Origin of the sequence: Rhodanobacter sp. FW104-R8 (assembly GCF_001617365.1) — a bacterium.
In the GTDB taxonomy this organism is placed as follows: Bacteria; Pseudomonadota; Gammaproteobacteria; order Xanthomonadales; family Rhodanobacteraceae; genus Rhodanobacter.
In genome coordinates, this window is sequence record NZ_LVJR01000015.1 from 34732 (window position 1) to 50492 (window position 15761).

Annotated in this window: 13 protein-coding genes; 10 read left to right on the forward strand and 3 right to left on the reverse strand. The window is 68.7% G+C overall.

All coding sequences use genetic code 11. The features are described from left to right. Positions 1–53: 53 nt before the first annotated feature. The 4 genes from RHOFW104R8_RS03610 to RHOFW104R8_RS03625 all read left to right on the forward strand — a co-directional run bounded on the left by RHOFW104R8_RS03610 (position 54) and on the right by RHOFW104R8_RS03625 (position 7366). Complete coding sequence (locus tag RHOFW104R8_RS03610; protein WP_068092417.1) at positions 54–2855, forward strand: TonB-dependent receptor; 2802 nt, start codon at positions 54–56, stop codon at positions 2853–2855. A gap of 385 nt (positions 2856–3240) precedes the next feature. Then, complete coding sequence (locus RHOFW104R8_RS03615) at positions 3241–4629, forward strand: exo-alpha-sialidase (RefSeq protein ID WP_235604444.1); 1389 nt, start codon at positions 3241–3243, stop codon at positions 4627–4629. An 83-nt stretch (positions 4630–4712) separates the two neighbouring features. Beyond that, positions 4713–6275 carry an RICIN domain-containing protein gene (locus RHOFW104R8_RS03620; protein ID WP_068092419.1) on the forward strand — a complete coding sequence of 521 codons (1563 nt, stop codon included), beginning with the start codon at positions 4713–4715 and terminating at the stop codon, positions 6273–6275. 77 nt (positions 6276–6352) lie between these two features. Then, positions 6353–7366, forward strand: a complete 1014-nt coding sequence (locus tag RHOFW104R8_RS03625; RefSeq protein WP_068092422.1) for a family 43 glycosylhydrolase — start codon at positions 6353–6355, stop codon at positions 7364–7366. Positions 7367–7617: 251 nt separating this feature from the next. Here RHOFW104R8_RS03625 and RHOFW104R8_RS03635 read toward each other — a convergent pair whose 3' ends face one another. The 3 genes from RHOFW104R8_RS03635 to RHOFW104R8_RS03645 form a co-directional block, all read right to left on the reverse strand. After that, entirely contained in the window at positions 7618–8025 is a 408-nt protein-coding gene (locus RHOFW104R8_RS03635; RefSeq protein ID WP_068092429.1) for a hypothetical protein, read from the reverse strand. Then, positions 8022–8492, reverse strand: coding sequence for a DUF962 domain-containing protein (locus RHOFW104R8_RS03640; protein WP_068092432.1), 471 nt, complete (start codon positions 8490–8492; stop codon positions 8022–8024). The genes RHOFW104R8_RS03635 and RHOFW104R8_RS03640 overlap by 4 nt, the downstream gene beginning before the upstream one ends. 178 nt (positions 8493–8670) lie before the next feature. Then, entirely contained in the window at positions 8671–9567 is an 897-nt protein-coding gene (locus RHOFW104R8_RS03645) for a phosphoribosylaminoimidazolesuccinocarboxamide synthase (RefSeq protein ID WP_068092684.1), read from the reverse strand. A 126-nt stretch (positions 9568–9693) separates the two neighbouring features. Between RHOFW104R8_RS03645 and RHOFW104R8_RS03650 the strand changes: the two genes are divergently transcribed. The 6 genes from RHOFW104R8_RS03650 to RHOFW104R8_RS03675 all read left to right on the forward strand — a co-directional run bounded on the left by RHOFW104R8_RS03650 (position 9694) and on the right by RHOFW104R8_RS03675 (position 15720). Continuing rightward, entirely contained in the window at positions 9694–10008 is a 315-nt protein-coding gene (locus RHOFW104R8_RS03650) for a c-type cytochrome (protein ID WP_068092434.1), read from the forward strand. After that, positions 10005–10814: a co-chaperone DjlA gene (gene djlA / locus RHOFW104R8_RS03655; protein ID WP_068092437.1), complete on the forward strand. Its 810-nt coding sequence runs from the start codon at positions 10005–10007 to the stop codon at positions 10812–10814. The genes RHOFW104R8_RS03650 and djlA overlap by 4 nt, the downstream gene beginning before the upstream one ends. A gap of 101 nt (positions 10815–10915) precedes the next feature. After that, the gene (gene rpe / locus RHOFW104R8_RS03660) at positions 10916–11584 is read left to right on the forward strand and encodes a ribulose-phosphate 3-epimerase (RefSeq protein WP_068092445.1); all 669 of its coding nucleotides are present in this window, start codon (positions 10916–10918) and stop codon (positions 11582–11584) included. Positions 11585–12430: 846 nt separating this feature from the next. Beyond that, positions 12431–13120, forward strand: coding sequence for a proteobacterial dedicated sortase system response regulator (pdsR, locus tag RHOFW104R8_RS03665; protein WP_068092446.1), 690 nt, complete (start codon positions 12431–12433; stop codon positions 13118–13120). Next, a complete protein-coding gene (locus RHOFW104R8_RS03670; RefSeq protein WP_068092689.1) occupies positions 13117–13695 on the forward strand; it encodes a hypothetical protein in 579 nt (192 codons plus the stop codon). The genes pdsR and RHOFW104R8_RS03670 overlap by 4 nt, the downstream gene beginning before the upstream one ends. A 12-nt stretch (positions 13696–13707) precedes the next feature. Next, positions 13708–15720, forward strand: coding sequence for an ATP-binding protein (locus tag RHOFW104R8_RS03675; protein WP_068092448.1), 2013 nt, complete (start codon positions 13708–13710; stop codon positions 15718–15720). Positions 15721–15761 lie beyond the last annotated feature (41 nt).

Genomic DNA, 15761 nt, shown 5'->3' on the forward strand with positions numbered 1-15761 from the left:
ATGGCGCCGGCAGGGCCGGTGGCCAACCCACTTCTGACGGGAGGTTTCCATTCATGTACCGCAACCGCATTTCCTTGACGATCCTCGCGGCCGCGATCGCTGCTGCCTTCGCCCCGGCGCATGCCCAGGACGCGCAGGCGACCGAAGGCACCGGAACGCAGCAATCCGCCAAGGCTTCGACCCAGGATGGTCAGGCCAAGACACGCAAGAAAGGTATCGCCGACCACGACGCCAAGAAGCATGTGGTCGATCTCTCGCAGATGACCGTGACGCCGCTTCGCCAGAGCCTGGCAAGCGCACAGTCCCTCAAGCAGGACTCGCGCATGGTGGTCGACTCGATCGTCGCCGAGGACATCGGCAAGCTGCCGGACAACAGTGTGGCTGACGCCATGCAGCGCATCACCGGCGTGCAGGTGGCGCAGGGTTTCCAGGGCGAGACCAGTTCGGTAGTGGTGCGCGGCTTGCCGAACGTGATCACCACGCTCAACGGCCGCGAAATCTTCAGTGGCGTGGGCCGCGCCTTCGCGTTCCAGAACCTGCCGGCGACCGCGGTCAAGACGGTGCAGGTCTACAAGAGCAGCGAAGCGAGCCTGCCCGACGGCGGCATCGCCGGCGTGGTCGACATGCAGCTGTATCGGCCGTTCGATTTCGACGGGCCGAAGGCTGCGGTGACCTATACCGCCACGCACAGCAAGTACGGCGGCCGCACCGATCCCAACTTCAGTGTGCTGGCGAGCGATCGCTGGCAGACTGGCATCGGCGAGGTCGGCGCGCTGGTCAACGCCAGTTTCATGGCGCAGCACTACCAGTACAACGCGGTCTGGGGCGATTTTCCCAAGGTGCTGACCGACGGCACGGGCCAGCCGATGCGCACCGGCACAGGTAACCTGATCGCGGCGCCGAACGGCTTCGGCGCCGACTACAACATCGGCTACCGCCAGCGCCCGGAGCTCAACTACGCATTGCAGTGGAAGCCCAACGACAACACCGAGTTCTATGCCGAGGGGCTGTACGACTGGGTGTCCGACAAATACAACCAGCCGTTCTACTTCTCCTTCCCGGTGGGCGCGGTCACGCCGAGCAACCTCACCGTCAGCAACCACTGCTACGCCGACCAGCTCACCGGCTCGCCGTTCCAGGGCCAGACCATCTGCGATGCCGCCAGCGGCACCTGGACCGGCAACACCTATGCGGCGACCAGCACCCAGGCCCACCTGCAGCATGGCCAGGACATGCAGCACGCGATCGGCGTGAAGTGGCATGGGGACCGACTGCGCCTGAGTTCGGACCTGTCCTATGGATCGACGTCGTTCAAGGACCACACCTTCATCATCGACACCTTCCTCAAGGGGCCGGTCACGACGGTCTGGAACGGCACTTCCGGCGACCAGCAGAACTGGTCGCTGGGCGGCAACCAGCAGCTCAACCCGAACAACTATTACCTCAATGGACTGTTCCAGACCTGGCATACCGAGCGCGGCAAGCAGTACGCCTGGCGCGGCGATGGTACCTGGGACATCAACGGCGGCTTCTTCAGCTATCTGGACTTCGGCCTGCGCTATGCCGACCACAAGGCCAGGTACACCGGCAGCGTGGAGGTTTCCACGCCGCCGCCGGGCGGCGCGGGCACCGGCAACATCGTGCAGACGCCGAATCCGGCCAATCAGGTCACCGCCCGTTTCCCGGACAGCTATTTCTGCGCTATGCCGACCACCTCGGCGATCCCGGTGTCCTGGCTGACCGGCTGCTTCAACTACCTCACCGCCAACGCCGACGCGATTCGCAACCTGTACGGACTGCCCGCGGGCCTGGCGCCGGAGAACCCGGGCCGTTTCTACCATATCGACGAGAAGACCCTGGCCGGCTACCTGCAGGCGGGCTACGACACTACGCTGTTCGGCCTGCCGGTGGATGGCCTGATGGGCGTGCGCATCGAGCGCACCAAGCGCAACCTCGACGCGTTCTCCTTCAACGCCGCCACCAGCCTCTACTCGCCCCTGTCGGTGGGTACCAGCAAACCGGTGTACCTGCCCAACCTGAGCTTCAACCTGCACTTCACCGATGCCCTGCAACTGCGCCTGGTGGCCGCCAAGACCGTGACCTACCCGGGCTTTGGCCAGCTCAACCCGTCGATCTCGCTCAATCCCGGCACGATCAACCGGGCGGGTGCGGCCGCCAGCGGCAATCCGAACCTCAAGCCGATCAAGTCGAACAACTACGACGCCTCGCTGGAGTGGTACTTCGCGCCTTCCGGCTATATCAGCGGCGGCGTGTTCTACCGCGACATCAACGGCTACATCCAGAACTACGTGACCAACGTGACGATCAACGGCGCGGCCTACCAGCTGTCCTCGCCGCAGAGCGCCGGCAGCGGTCACCTGAACGGCGCCGAGGTGGCCTACCAGCAGTTCTTCGACTTCCTGCCGGGCGCGCTCAGCGGCCTGGGCGTGCAGCTCAACTACACCTACATCGACGGCTCGACCCGCTCGCCGCAGTATATCGGCGGCCCGGAAGTGGCCTCGCCGCTGCAGAACGTGTCGAAGAACAACTACAACGCGGTGCTGATGTACGAGAAGTACGGCTTCTCGGCGCGGCTGGCCTATAACTACCGCAGCCGGTTCATCGACTTCTTCACCCAGCCGACCGTGGCCGGCAACCACGACGAGATCAAGCCGGCCAACCAGTTGGACCTGTCGATCGGCTATGACGTCAACCCCTATACGACGATGGTGCTGTCGGCGACCAACCTGACCGGCGAGGATCTGCACCAGTACTGGGGCGGCGGCAACACACGGCCGCGCGATATCCGTTACCAGGACCGTACCGTGGGCTTGGGCGTGCGCTTCAAGTTTTGAGCGGAGGCGACGATGGCAGCACCCCTCCCCGTTGCCGTCGTCGCCTCCTCCTCATCCGTGCCTGGTGGCGTGCGCGCATGAGCATGCCGGGCGGCGGCGGGGCCTTCCGTGCCGTACTGGGGTGCGGCGGCCCCGGCACCGCTCGATGCCGGCGTCGGCCGCACGATGCCGCGGGTGCGTATATCCGTCCCGGATCCGGAGGTGTTCCATGATGCGTCCCTTGCTCCTGGGTCTTTCCGTGGCCTTTGGCTATGCCGGCGTGGCAAGCCATGCGGCGTCGGCGCCGTCCGCCATGTGCGGCGAGGTGGTGGCCGATGGCGTCGGTTACGTCTCAGTGGTTCGCTTGGCCCACCAGTCGGAGGCCGGGGCGTCCGGACGGATGCTCATGACTTTCGAGCGCGACGGCATGGGCGGTCTGCCGCTCTACGAAAGCCGCGACCAGGGTGCGTGCTGGCGCTTCGTTGCCAACGTCACCGACCAGGCGCACGCCAGCGACGCACGCTGGCAACTGCGCTGGCAGCCACACCTTTCCGAGCTGTCCAAAGCCAGTGCCGACCTGCAGGCCGGCACGCTGCTGCTGGCCGCCAACGCCACCGGCAACGACGCGCAGGGACGCCTGGTCGCCGAAGACCTGCAGCTCTACGTATCCACCGACGCCGGCCGCAGCTGGCGCTACCGGGGCTCGATCGTCAAGGGCGGAGGCAACCCCGGCGACAAGGACAACCACGGCGTGTGGGAACCGAACATCCATCGTCTGGATGACGGGCGACTGGTGGCCTATTACTCCAGCGAGGGGCACAAGGAGGCCGGCTACAACCAGTTGCTCGCGCACAAGGTCTCCGCCGACGGCGGCCGAAGCTGGGGCGAGGAGACGGTCGACGTGGCGATCTCCGGTGGCGTCGAGCGTCCGGGCATGGCGGTGGTCGACCGCCTGCCCGACGGCAGCTACGTCATGAGTTACGAGGACATCGACGGTCCCCGCAACGGGCAGGTCTACCTGAAATTCAGCACCGACGGCATGCACTGGGGCGATCCGCACGATCGCGGCACACCGGTGCACACGCCGGCCGGGGCGTGGCCGGCTGCCTCGCCGTTCGTGCGCTGGCTGCCTTGGCGTGGCGGGCATGGCGTCGTGGCGGTGCTGGCCGAACGCGCTGGCGGCGACGGCGATCCCTCCGGGCGCGGCCTGTACTGGAACAACACCGGCGGGCGCGGGCCGTGGTGGGAGGCCGAAGCGCCGGTGCGGAAACTTACCGGCAATATCCACGCCGGCTGGACCCAGGCCCTGCTGGACATGCCTGGCGACCTCCTCTGGCATGCGACCACCTCATCGATCGCCGCCGCCCCCGCCGACGCGGGCAGGAATGTGGTCATGCATGCCGGCGCACCTGCGCGGTTCGATCGCTACGAAGCCGAGGACGCCGTGCGGCAATGGGCGGTGCGCATCGGTGATCCGACGGCATCCAACGGCGCCAAGGCGCGCATGGCCTCGGCGCCGGGCGGGCGCCTTTCCTTCCCGGTGCACGTCGAAGCCGGCGGCATGTATCGCGCCACGGTCCGCTGGCAGGACCTGGGCTTCCGGCCTGCGCTGCCGGTGTTGCGCGTCAACGGCACCGGTTGGAAAACGACCGATCGCCCCGACCGCGACGGCTGGCATGTGGCCACCGCCAGCGGCGGCTTGCGCAAGGGCGATAACACAGTCGTGCTTGAGGGCGCCCGGCATGCGGCCGACGTGGACTACGTGCAGCTCGACCCGGCAACGCCGGGCGGCTGATGCGGGCGATTGTTGCGACAGGGGAAAGCGCACGCCGGCGCTACCGGCGCCATCGCGGCCGCGAGCGCGGCCTGGGAGGAGACATGCAAGCGTTGGATCGGATTTTCGGACAAGCCCTGGTACGGCTGGTGTTCGCGCTGTGCGCGATGGTCATCGCGCACAGCGCGTGGGCGGCCTCGGGCACCGTGTTGCAGGGGAGTACGCTATACCCGCGCGTGGTGCGCCTGGCGCACGGACCGGCGGGTGTCAACGGGCGCCTGATCGCCAGCACCAACGGCATCATTTTCCAGAGCGTCGACGACGGCGCGAGCTGGAGCGCGCTTGGGCCCGTGCCCACCATCGGCGGCAGCAGCGAACGCTGTTGCGCGACGCTGTACGAGCTGCCGCGCGCGGTGGGCAATCTCGCCGCGGGAACGCTGTTGTCCGCCGCCTCTTACTTCTCCGGCGGCATGCCGGCGATCGAGGTCTATACCAGCACCGACCAAGGCGCGCACTGGAGCTACCACAGCACGCCGGTGCGCGCGGGCGACGCAAGCCACGGTCTGTGGGAGCCGGAGTTCGAGGTCGCCAATGACGGCGCGCTGGCGATGTTCTGGTCCGACGAGACCGATCCCTGCTGCAGCCAGAAGCTGGCGCAGATCCGCAGCTACGATGGCGTGAGCTGGCAGAACCCGACCGATACGGTGCGCAGCGCGATTCCGGGCGACCGGCCCGGCATGATCACGGTCAGCCAACTGCCGAACGGGCACTTCTTCATGAGCTACGAGCTGTGCGGACCGGCGGCGTGCACGGTGTTCTCGCGCGTGTCGGTGGACGGCTGGTATTTCGGCGATCCCACCAACATGGGCACCAAGGTGCAGACCGCCACCGGGCAGTATCTGGAGCATGCGCCGCTCAACCACTGGACGCCTTCGGTGCTGTCCGTCGCCAACGGCGCGATCCTGCTGGTCAGCCAGGTAATGTACGAATCCAACGGCAGCGTCTCGCCGTCCAACGGCAAGGTCCTGTTCGTCAATACGCAGGCCGATGGTGTGGGCCACTGGTTCACGATTGATGCGCCGGTGCAGGTGCCGGGCGCCTACGACAACTACTGCCCGAACTATTCCTCGGCGTTGCTGCCCGAAGCCGACGGCTCGGGCATCCTGGAACTCGCCTCGGACTACCTCAACGGCGGTTGCATCACCTACTTCGGGCACATGCCGTGGAACCGGCTGCCGACCGACGGCTCGACCTACGCCGTGCAGAGCGTGTTCGCGCGTGGCCTGTGCTTGGACAACACCGGCTGGTCGACCGCCAACAACACCAGCGCGGAGTTGTGGACCTGCAATGGGCTGAGCGTGCAGCGCTGGACCTTCCGCGCGCAGGGCAACGGGTTCTTCAGTCTCCGGAACGAAGCCACCGGTCTATGCCTGGACAACACCGGCGGCAGCACCACACCAGGCAACCTGGTCACGCTGTGGGGCTGCGTCGGCAACGCCAACCAGAGCTGGCAGGTGGTCGACGTCGGCCATGGCAGCTACAAGCTGCTGACCCAGGCCTCGGGCGAGCTGGCGCTGGACGACCCTGCCGGCTCGACTACCGCCGGCACCCAATTGCAGATCTACACCGACAACGGCCTGGGTACCCAGCAGTGGGTGCTGCAGTAAGCCACCGCCGGAGCGGCGGGTGGTCCCCGCCGTTCCATCCGCGCCATGCGCCGGCGCGGGCCTGCTCTGGAGACGCGATGCCCACGAAGCACTGCCGCCCGATGCTCGCAAGCCTGATCTTTCTGCTCGCCAGCATCCAGGCACTCGCGGCCGACACGCAGGACTACGCTACCCCGTTGCTGCCTTCGGGGGCCGACCCATGGGTGATCCGGCGCGACGGGGTCTATTACTACACCAGTACCTCGGGCGGCCGTATCGAACTGCGCAGGACCATCGACCTGTGGCACCTGGCCGATGCCGCGCCCGTGGTGGTGTGGCGCGCACCGGCCAGCGGCCCGGCGTCGACCGCGGTCTGGGCGCCCGAGCTCCACTACATCGAGGGCAAGTGGTACCTGTATTTCACCGCGGCGGACGTGCGGCACAATGACGACGCCCACCGCCACGTGTTCGTGCTGGAGAGCGCCTCGCCCGATCCGACCCAGGGCCACTGGGTCGAGCGCGGCATGCTCAAGACCGCGCATACCGGCATCGACGGCACCGTGTTCCAGCATGCAGGCCGCTGGTATTTCGTCTACTCCGCCTACGTCGGCGACCACAGCGACCTGGTGATTGCGCCGATGGCCAATCCGTGGACGCTGGCGGCGCCCCAAGTGGACATCGCCAGGCCGACATACGCCTGGGAGATGCGGGGTGGACGCCGGATCCTCGAAGCGCCGGAGTTCCTGCAGGGGCCGGACGGCAAGGTATTCCTCAGCTATTCGGCCAGTGCATGCTGGTCCGACGACTATGCCCTCGGCCTGTTACATGCCGACAGCGGTGCCGATTTGCTGGACCCGGCATCCTGGCGCAAATCGCCCCGGCCGTCATTCGCCACCTCGTTGCGCAGCGGCATCTATGCGCCTGGCCACAATGGCTTCTTCAAAGGGCCGGACGGTCGCGACTGGATCATCTATCACGCCAATGGCGGGCCAGACTGGAAGTGCACTGCGCGCCGTGCGCCGCGGATCCAACCGATCGGCTGGACGGCCGGCGGCTGGCCCGACTTCGGTGAGCCGGGCCGGCCGCCGGCGGAGCGTGCGTCGGGCCGTTGAAAGGCAAGGTCTCAGGGACCACCGGCTGCCGTCGCAGACCGGCGGCCGGATCGGGTTCGGCAAGGCGTGCCTGGTGGAGGTGGTCTATCTAGTGATCGGCGCCGTGGTGGCCATGATCATCGGGTTGCTCATGATGATGCTGTTCGGCGCAGCCGTATGGGGAATGCACTGAGCGGAGCCGCGCGCCGTGGCGCTGCGGATGCGAAACCCGGCGGCTGCATGCCGCCCGGTTCGTGCGGGCTGCCGCTGGCTCAGGCCAGGCTGGTGGCCACGCCGAAGCCGAGCGCCGTGATCACCGCCACCGCCATGCACGCGCTGCCGGGGCGGATGCGATGGGCGTCGATGCGCGGCACCAGCCGCCACAGCAGCACGCTGCCGATCAGCATGTCCAGCACCAGCGCGGCGCGCAGCAGGCCGGAGTTCAGCAGCGCGGCGTAGGGCGGATGCAGGTGGCCCTCGTAGGCGGCCACGCCGGCCACCAGCAGCAGGCCGACCATGGCCCACAGCAGGCAGGCCAGGTAGATGCGGTTGAACACCACCGCGCAGCGCTCGGTCCAGCGCAGCACGCACCAGCCGACGAGGGCGAACGCCAGTGCGGCGATGCTGCTGTACAGCACCCACCACAGCAGGGTGCTGATCACGGTGAGCAGGGTGGTCATGTGACTTGCTTGAATCCCAGTTTGCGCAGCAGCTTGGCCATCAGCCAGGCCGGGCCGATCAGCAGGTAGGAAAGGTCGGTGAGGAAGCTGGGCTTGCGCCCTTCGAACTTGTGCCCGATGAACTGGCCGATCCAGGCGACCACGAACACGCCGGCCGCGAGCCAGCACAACTGCGCGGCGCCGAGCCGCCCGTACAGGAAGTGGGTGAGCAGGCCGAGCAGGGCGAATGCGATCAGCAGGCCGATCGCCAGCCGGTGCGAGCGCTTCCAGTACCAGTAGAACGCCAGCACCATCACCAGCACCGCCCACGAACCGGGGCGCAGCTGGCTGACCGGCACCGGGATCGCCCACAGCAGCGCGATCACCGACCACACGATCGGCGGCACGCAGAACCAGTGGAACACCTGGTTGGTCGGGTTCTGATGGTCGCCGCTGTAGCTGTCGAGCCAGTCCTGCATGGTGCGCATGGGCGTTCCCCTTTCGGATGCTTGTGAAAAAAACCACTTCCTGTGGTTTTTTTCAATCGCGAGTCCGGCGCATGTCCGGACTCGCTCACGCGAATCAGGCACTTGCGTGCCAAATTCGCGACCGGCCATCCGTGGCCGGGCTGAGAGGCTGTGGTGTCACAGCCTCTCAGTGGACGCTTCAGTCGAGCCGGATGCCGGCCAGCCGCTGCAAGGCCTCGGCGTACTTGGCGGCGGTGCGCGCGATCACCTCGTCCGGAATCACCGGGCCGGGCGCGGTCTTGTTCCAGTGCTGCGTCTCCAGCCAGTCACGCACGAACTGCTTGTCGTAGCTGGGCGGGCTGATGCCCACCTTGTATTCGTCGGCAGGCCAGAAGCGCGAGGAATCCGGCGTGAGCATCTCGTCCATCACATACAGCTTGCCGTTGGCGTCGGTGCCGAACTCGAACTTGGTGTCGGCGATGATGATGCCGCGCTCGGCCGCGTAGGCGGCGGCCCAGCGGTAGATCGCCAGGGTGGCGTCGCGCACCTGGTTGGCCAGGCCGGCGCCCACCACGCCCACCACCGCGTCGAAGCTGACGTTCTGGTCGTGGTCGCCCACCGCGGCCTTGGTCGAGGGCGTGAAGATCGGTTCGGGCAGCCGCTGCGCCTGCTGGAGGCCGGGGGGCAGCGCGATGCCGCACAGCGAACCGCTGGCCTGGTAGTCCTTCCAGCCGGAACCGATCAGGTAGCCGCGTGCGATCGCCTCCACCGGCACCGGCTTCAGCCGCCGCGTCACCACCGCGCGTTTCTCGTACAGCTTGAGGTCGGTGCCGGGCGGCAGCACCTCGGCCAGCGGCACGTCGAGCAGGTGGTTCGGCACCAGGTGCGCGGTCTTGCCGAACCAGAAGTTGGAGATCTGGGTGAGCATCTCGCCCTTGCCCGGGATCGGGTTGGGCAGCACCACGTCGAACGCCGACAACCGGTCCGTGGCGACCATCAGCAGCCGATCGTCGGACAACGCGTAGACATCGCGCACCTTGCCGCGGTGGATCAGCTCGAGGCCGGGCAGGTTCGATTGCGGCAGGGTGGTGGGCACGGCGGCGGGTTCCACGTGGTGGGGAAGCGCCCATTCTAGCCGCTGCGGCCGCGGCGCCGGAAACGCCGCCCGAGGAAATCCGGGGGCGCTGCTAGAATTGGCGATCCCTGGCCCCATCTGTTGCCGATGCGTATTCCATTGATCGCGGCGCTCTGCCTGCTCGCCGCCCTCCCGATCCGCGCACAGACGCCGGCACAGCCCGCCCGCCTGGGCCTGTGCGCGGCCTGTCACGGGGCCAACGGCCATGCCGGCGTGCCCGGCGTGCCGCACTTGGCCGGCCAGCGGCTGGACTACCTGCGCGACGCGCTGAAGCAGTACCGCGACGGCCGCCGCAACATGCCGGTGATGCGCGCCGCGATCGGCCCGGTCAGCGACGCCGAACTCGACGCGCTGGCGCGCTGGTACAGCGCGCAGTCGCCGCAGCCGCAGGGGAACCCATGAGTTATACCTATACGCTGTGGTTCGCGTTCTTCGGCCTGATCATCGGGCACTTGCCCGGCGCCATCACCGGCGCGGTGATCGGCTTCATCTTCGACAACATGCGCTACAGCCAGCGCAAGAACGCCACGCCGGAAGCCGGCGGCTTCGTCGGCCCGCTGTTCACCCTGCTCGGTGCGGTGGCGAAGTCCGACGGGCGCGTGTCGGAGCAGGAGATCGCGGTTGCCGAACGCCTGATGACGCGGATGAACCTGGACGCCGAGCTGCGCAAGCAGGCGGTGGCCAGCTTCAACGCCGGCAAGCAGCCGGAGTTCGACGTCACCCAGACCATCGCCGCGCTGCGCAACTGGGTCGGCCTGCGCCGCGACCACGCGTTCCCGGTGCTCGACGTGGTGATCGAGACGGTGTTGGCCGAGGGCAACCCGCCGCCGGAGAAGATGGCGATCCTGCGCCAGCTGGCGTTCGCGCTGCGGATCAGCGACATGGAGCTGATGGCGCTGATGGCGATGAAGGGCTACGCGTGGAACGCCGGCCCCGGCGGATCGCGCGGCTACGGCCAAGCCTACGGCACCGGCGGCTACGTGCCGCCGCAGCGCGCCGCGCAGGGGCCGGATCCGTACGCGGTGCTCGGCATCGACCGCAACGCCGACGACCGCGCGGTGAAGCGCGCCTACCGCAAGCTGATCTCCGAACACCACCCCGACCGCCTCGGCGACCTGCCCGAGGACATGCGCAAGCGCGCCGAGGCGCGCGCCAGCGAGATCAACGCCGCGTACGACCGGATCAAGGAAGCCCGCGGCTTCAAGTAGGAGCCCGCTGGCGGGCGATGCTCCTGCTCTGATGCGACCCGAGGAGCATCACCCGCCAGCGGGCTCCTACAATAGGCACATTCGACCTTTTGGTATCAGCCATGCCCAAGCAAGCTCCCGTCATTGCCCCCTCCATCCTCGCCGCCGATTTCGCCCGGCTCGGCGAGGACACCGCCGCGGCGCTCGCCGCCGGCGCCGACTGGGTGCACTTCGACGTGATGGACAACCATTACGTGCCGAACCTCACGATCGGCCCGATGGTGCTGCAGTCGCTGCGCAAGTACGGCATCACCGCGCCGGTCGACGTGCATCTGATGGTGAAGCCGGTCGACCGCATCGTGCCGGACTTTGCCAAGGCCGGCGCCAGCCTGATCAGCTTCCATCCGGAGGCGAGCGAGCACATCGACCGCACGCTGGGTCTGATCAGGGAGTCGGGCTGCCAGGCCGGGCTGGTGTTCAACCCGGCCACGCCGCTGGACTATCTCGACTACGTGATGGACAAGCTCGACCTGATCCTGATCATGTCGGTCAACCCCGGCTTCGGCGGCCAGAAATTCATTCCCGGCGCGCTGGAGAAGCTGCGCCAGGCGCGCGCGCGCATCGATGCCAGTGGCCGCGCGATCCGGCTGGAGATCGACGGTGGCGTCACCGCCGACAACATCGGCGCGATCGCCGCGGCCGGCGCCGACACCTTCGTCGCCGGTTCCGCGATCTTCCACGCGAAGGATTACCGCGCCGAAATCGCCGCCATGCGCAAGGCGATTGGATAGGCAATCCCGCCGCCATGCGCAAGGCGATTGGATAGGCAATCCCGCCGCCATGCGCAAGGCGATTGGCTAGGCAAGCCCGCCGCCGTGCGACCGGCCGGTCGCGCACATAAAAATCCCGACGCAGCGGGGGCTGCGCCGGGACAAACGTCGTCGTGGACGTGAGAGGGAACACCATTGATTGGTGTGCCGGCACGACCGCTTTACAGGGGAGAGTCGACTGCCGTGCCGGCACGTTCCACGGCAAGAGGAACGGTACCAATCAGTAATACTGACCGGGGTGGTCCGGTTTGGTTCCCGGCGGAATTATGAACGGGCGCAAGCCGCAGCCTGTCCGGTCCAGGGCCGAAAAAATCCCCTCGCGGGGAGGGGAAAGGAACCACCATGTCGGACGGAATGGGAGGCGCGGCGCTACAGGGGCTGCCAGTCGGGGTCGGGGTCGTCCTGCCCCGCGCCCGGCGCGGTTCCCTTCGCGCCGGGCGCAACGCGGCCTTCCACGGCAAACCGGTCGAGCGAATTCGGGTCGGGACGGAGCGGGTCCATTGGCGTCCACCTCACAGGCTGAGCAGCAGGGCAAGCAGCAGGGCGCCCAGCGCCAGGGCCACCCGCAGCGGCTCGAAGCCGCGCAGTTCGGCGTTGGGGTCGCGTTCGGTGGATTCGGTTCTGGGCATCGCGGCATTCCCGGTCGGCTACCTGGGGCCTATCAAACCGCCGGCACGGGCGCTGGCGCCGGCGCAATCGGGCCGGCCGGCTGCCGGCATGTGGCAAAACGCGGGCAAGCGCGCCGCGCGGCTTGCGCGCATGCGATTCGCATAGCACGCTGCGCGCACCGTCATCAGGGAGTGCGCCATGGGCCGCAGCATTGCCATCGTCGAGGACGAACCGCTGATCCGCGCCAACTACGTCGAGGCGCTGAACCGCTTCGGCTACGACGCGCGCGGCTACGGTTCGCGGCAGGAGGCGTCCGGCGCGTTCGCGATGCGCCTGCCGGAGCTGGTGATCATCGACATCGGCCTGGGCGACGAGCCGGAGGGTGGTTTCGACCTGTGCCGCGAGCTGCGCGCGAAGTCGGCGACGCTGCCGATCATCTTCCTCACCGCGCGCGACTCGGATTTCGACGTGATCTCCGGCCTGCGCCTGGGCGCCGACGACTACCTCAGCAAGGACACCAGCCTGCACCAGCTCGCCGCGCGCATCGCCGCGCTGTTCCGCCGCATCGAATCGCTGAAGGTGCCGGCCAGCAGCGAGACGGTGATCGAGCACGGCCCGCTGAAGCTGGAGTCCGAGCGCATGCGCATCACCTGGAACGGCGAGGAGATCCCGCTCACCGTCACCGAGTTCTGGATGGTGCACACGCTGATCCGCTTCCCGGGGCACGTGAAGAACCGCGACCAGCTGATGCGCGAGGCCGAACTGGTAGTGGACGACGCCACCATCACCTCGCACATCAAGCGCATCCGCAAGAAGTTCATCGCGGTGGCGCCGGAGTTCGACGCGATCGAGACGGTGCACGGTGTGGGCTACCGGTGGAAGCCGTGAGCTTGCGCATCGGGTTGACGTTGGCGCTGTGCGCGTTCGCCGCGCTGGCGCAGGCCGCCGGCAAGGACGACGGCGTGCTGGCGCGCGGCGCCCGCGACGGCAATGCGCCGGCCTGGGCGATCAGCGCCGCCACGCCGGCCGGCTGGACGCGCGACTGCTGCACCTATGCGCGTGCGATCGGCGTCAACGCCGTGCTGTACCAGGGCGAATGGAGCGGCAAGCCGCAGCGGGTGATGGTGCTCAACGTGTGGCCGCGCCAGCTGCCCGCCCTGGCCGACGAGGTGCAGGCCGACCACCAGCGCTACCTGCAGCACGACCCGGCCGGCAAGGTGTCCGGCTTCGCCGTGCGGCATCCGGCCATGCCGTGCGAGGCCTCGGTCTACCAGGGCAGCGACCATGTCGACGACGTGCTGGTGTTCTGCGATCCGGGCGCGGCCAGCGGCGTGCGGCTGAGCTGGTCGATGGCGTTCGACGACGCCGACTCGTCGCGCCGCGCGCTGCTCGACGACTTCATGCGCGTGGTGGTGGCCTCGCGCTGGGCAAAGGACGCCGCCGCGCCCGCGCATGGCCGCTGAGCGCCGGCCCCGATGACGCTGCGCCGCAAGCTGCTGCTGGTCGCGCTGTGCACGCTGGCGTTGCCGGTGGCCGGCTGGCTGTACGTGCGGCAGATGGAAACGCTGCTGCGCGAAGGGCAGTCGCAGGCGCTGCTGGCGTCGGCGAATGCGGTGGCGCGCAGCCTGGTGGTGACCGGCGCAGTGGCGCCGGAATCCGCCGGCCCCGGCTGGTACGTGCAGCAGGCACCGAACCCGATCACCGTGGACGGCTACGGTGACGACTGGGCGCCGCTGACGCCGTGGAGCCAGCCGCTGGGCTCGCGCGGCAAGCTGCTGCTGGCCGCGGACGACGATTGGCTGTACCTGTACGCCGACGTGCGCGCCACCCGGCGCAGCCGCGCCGATGCGGACGATGCGGGTGCGCTGGCGGCCGATCACCTGATCCTTGCGCTGGGCGACGCGAACGGCCAACGCCGCTACCTGCTGGCCAGCGCGGCGCCGGGGCCGTTCGCCGCGCGGCCGCTGGATCCGCCGGTCGACGGTCTGCCGGAGACGATCGCCGCGCAATGGCAGGAGGACGGCAGCGGTTACCGGGTCGAGCTGCGCCTGCCGCGCGATCTCCATCTGCATGCGCTCGGCGTCGGCGTGTACGACGCGGCCGCCGGTGGCGACCGGATGGCCGCCGACACGCGGCCCCTGCTCGGCTATTCGGACAAGCTCGCCGGCGAGCTGGCGCAGCTGGTGCCCGATCGCGTACAGGCGCGCGTGCTGGCGTCGCGGGGCTGGCTGCTGGCGCGCAGCGGCCGCCTGAACACGGCGCCCGGCAGCGACGGCCAGCCGGGCTGGTTCGCCGCGCTGGTCTACCGCTCGCTGCTGGCGACACGGCTGGAGGATGCCGGCCTGTGGTCGCAGGACGTGCCGCGGCTGGACACCCGCGAAGTGGCCGAGGCGGGCGCCGGCAAGCCGGTATCGGTATGGCGCAGCGGCGAGGAACGCGGCAGCGTGGTGCTGGCCGCCGCGGTGCCGATCGGGCACGCCGGCCGGATCGACGGCGTGCTGCTGCTGGAGCAGGCCAGCCGCACGGTGCCGCTGCTGGCCAACCGCGCGCTGTTCGGCCTGCTGCTGACCAGCTTCGGCGTGTTGCTGGTGGCCGGCGGCATCCTGCTCGCGTTCGCCACCCGGCTCAGCCTCCGGCTGGGCCGCCTGCGCAACGCGGCCGAACGCGCGCAGCTCAACGATGGGCGTCTGGACGGCTCGTTCGAGCACGGCAAGTTCCCGATGACCGACGCGCCCGACGAGATCGGCGACCTGGCGCGCAGCTTCGAGCGGCTGTTCGAGGTGGTCGGCAGCTACACCGACTACCTGCGCACGCTGGCCTCGAAGCTCTCGCACGAACTCAACACGCCGCTGGCGATCGTGAAGTCGTCACTGGACAATCTCGAGCATGCCGCATTGCCGGCCGAGGCGCAGCCGTACCTGGCGCGTGCCCGTGACGGCGTGGCGCGGCTGGGCGCGCTGGTGCGCGCGATGAGCGAGTCGAGCCGGATGGAGCGCTCGATCCTGGCCGCCGAACCCGAGGACGTGGACCTGCGCGACGTGGTGCGCGGCTGCGCCGAAGCCTACCGGCCGCTGGTCGGCGCACGCCGGCTCGACTGCACGCTGCCCGACGTGCCGCTGTACCTGCACGGCGCGCCCGAACTGATCGCGCAGGCGCTGGACAAGCTGCTCGACAACGCGCTGTCGTTCACCCCGCCTGACGGCTGGCTGCGACTTACCTTGCGCAGCACGCCGGACGGCGCCGAGATCGAGCTGGCCAACCAGGGCCCGCTGCTGCCCGTGGCGATGCAGGGCCGGCTGTTCGACTCGCTGGTCAGCCTGCGCGACAAGGCCACCCCCGGCGACGCCCCGCACCTGGGCCTGGGCCTGTACGTGGTGCGGCTGGTCGCCGAACGCCACGGCGGCGTGGCCAGCGCGCGCAACCTCGACGACGGCAGCGGCGTGGCGTTCTCGCTGCGCCTGCGCGGCATGCCGCGCCAGCGGCTCTGATATTCCTCTCCTCCGGCGCAGTCGGGGAAGAGGGCTGTGAC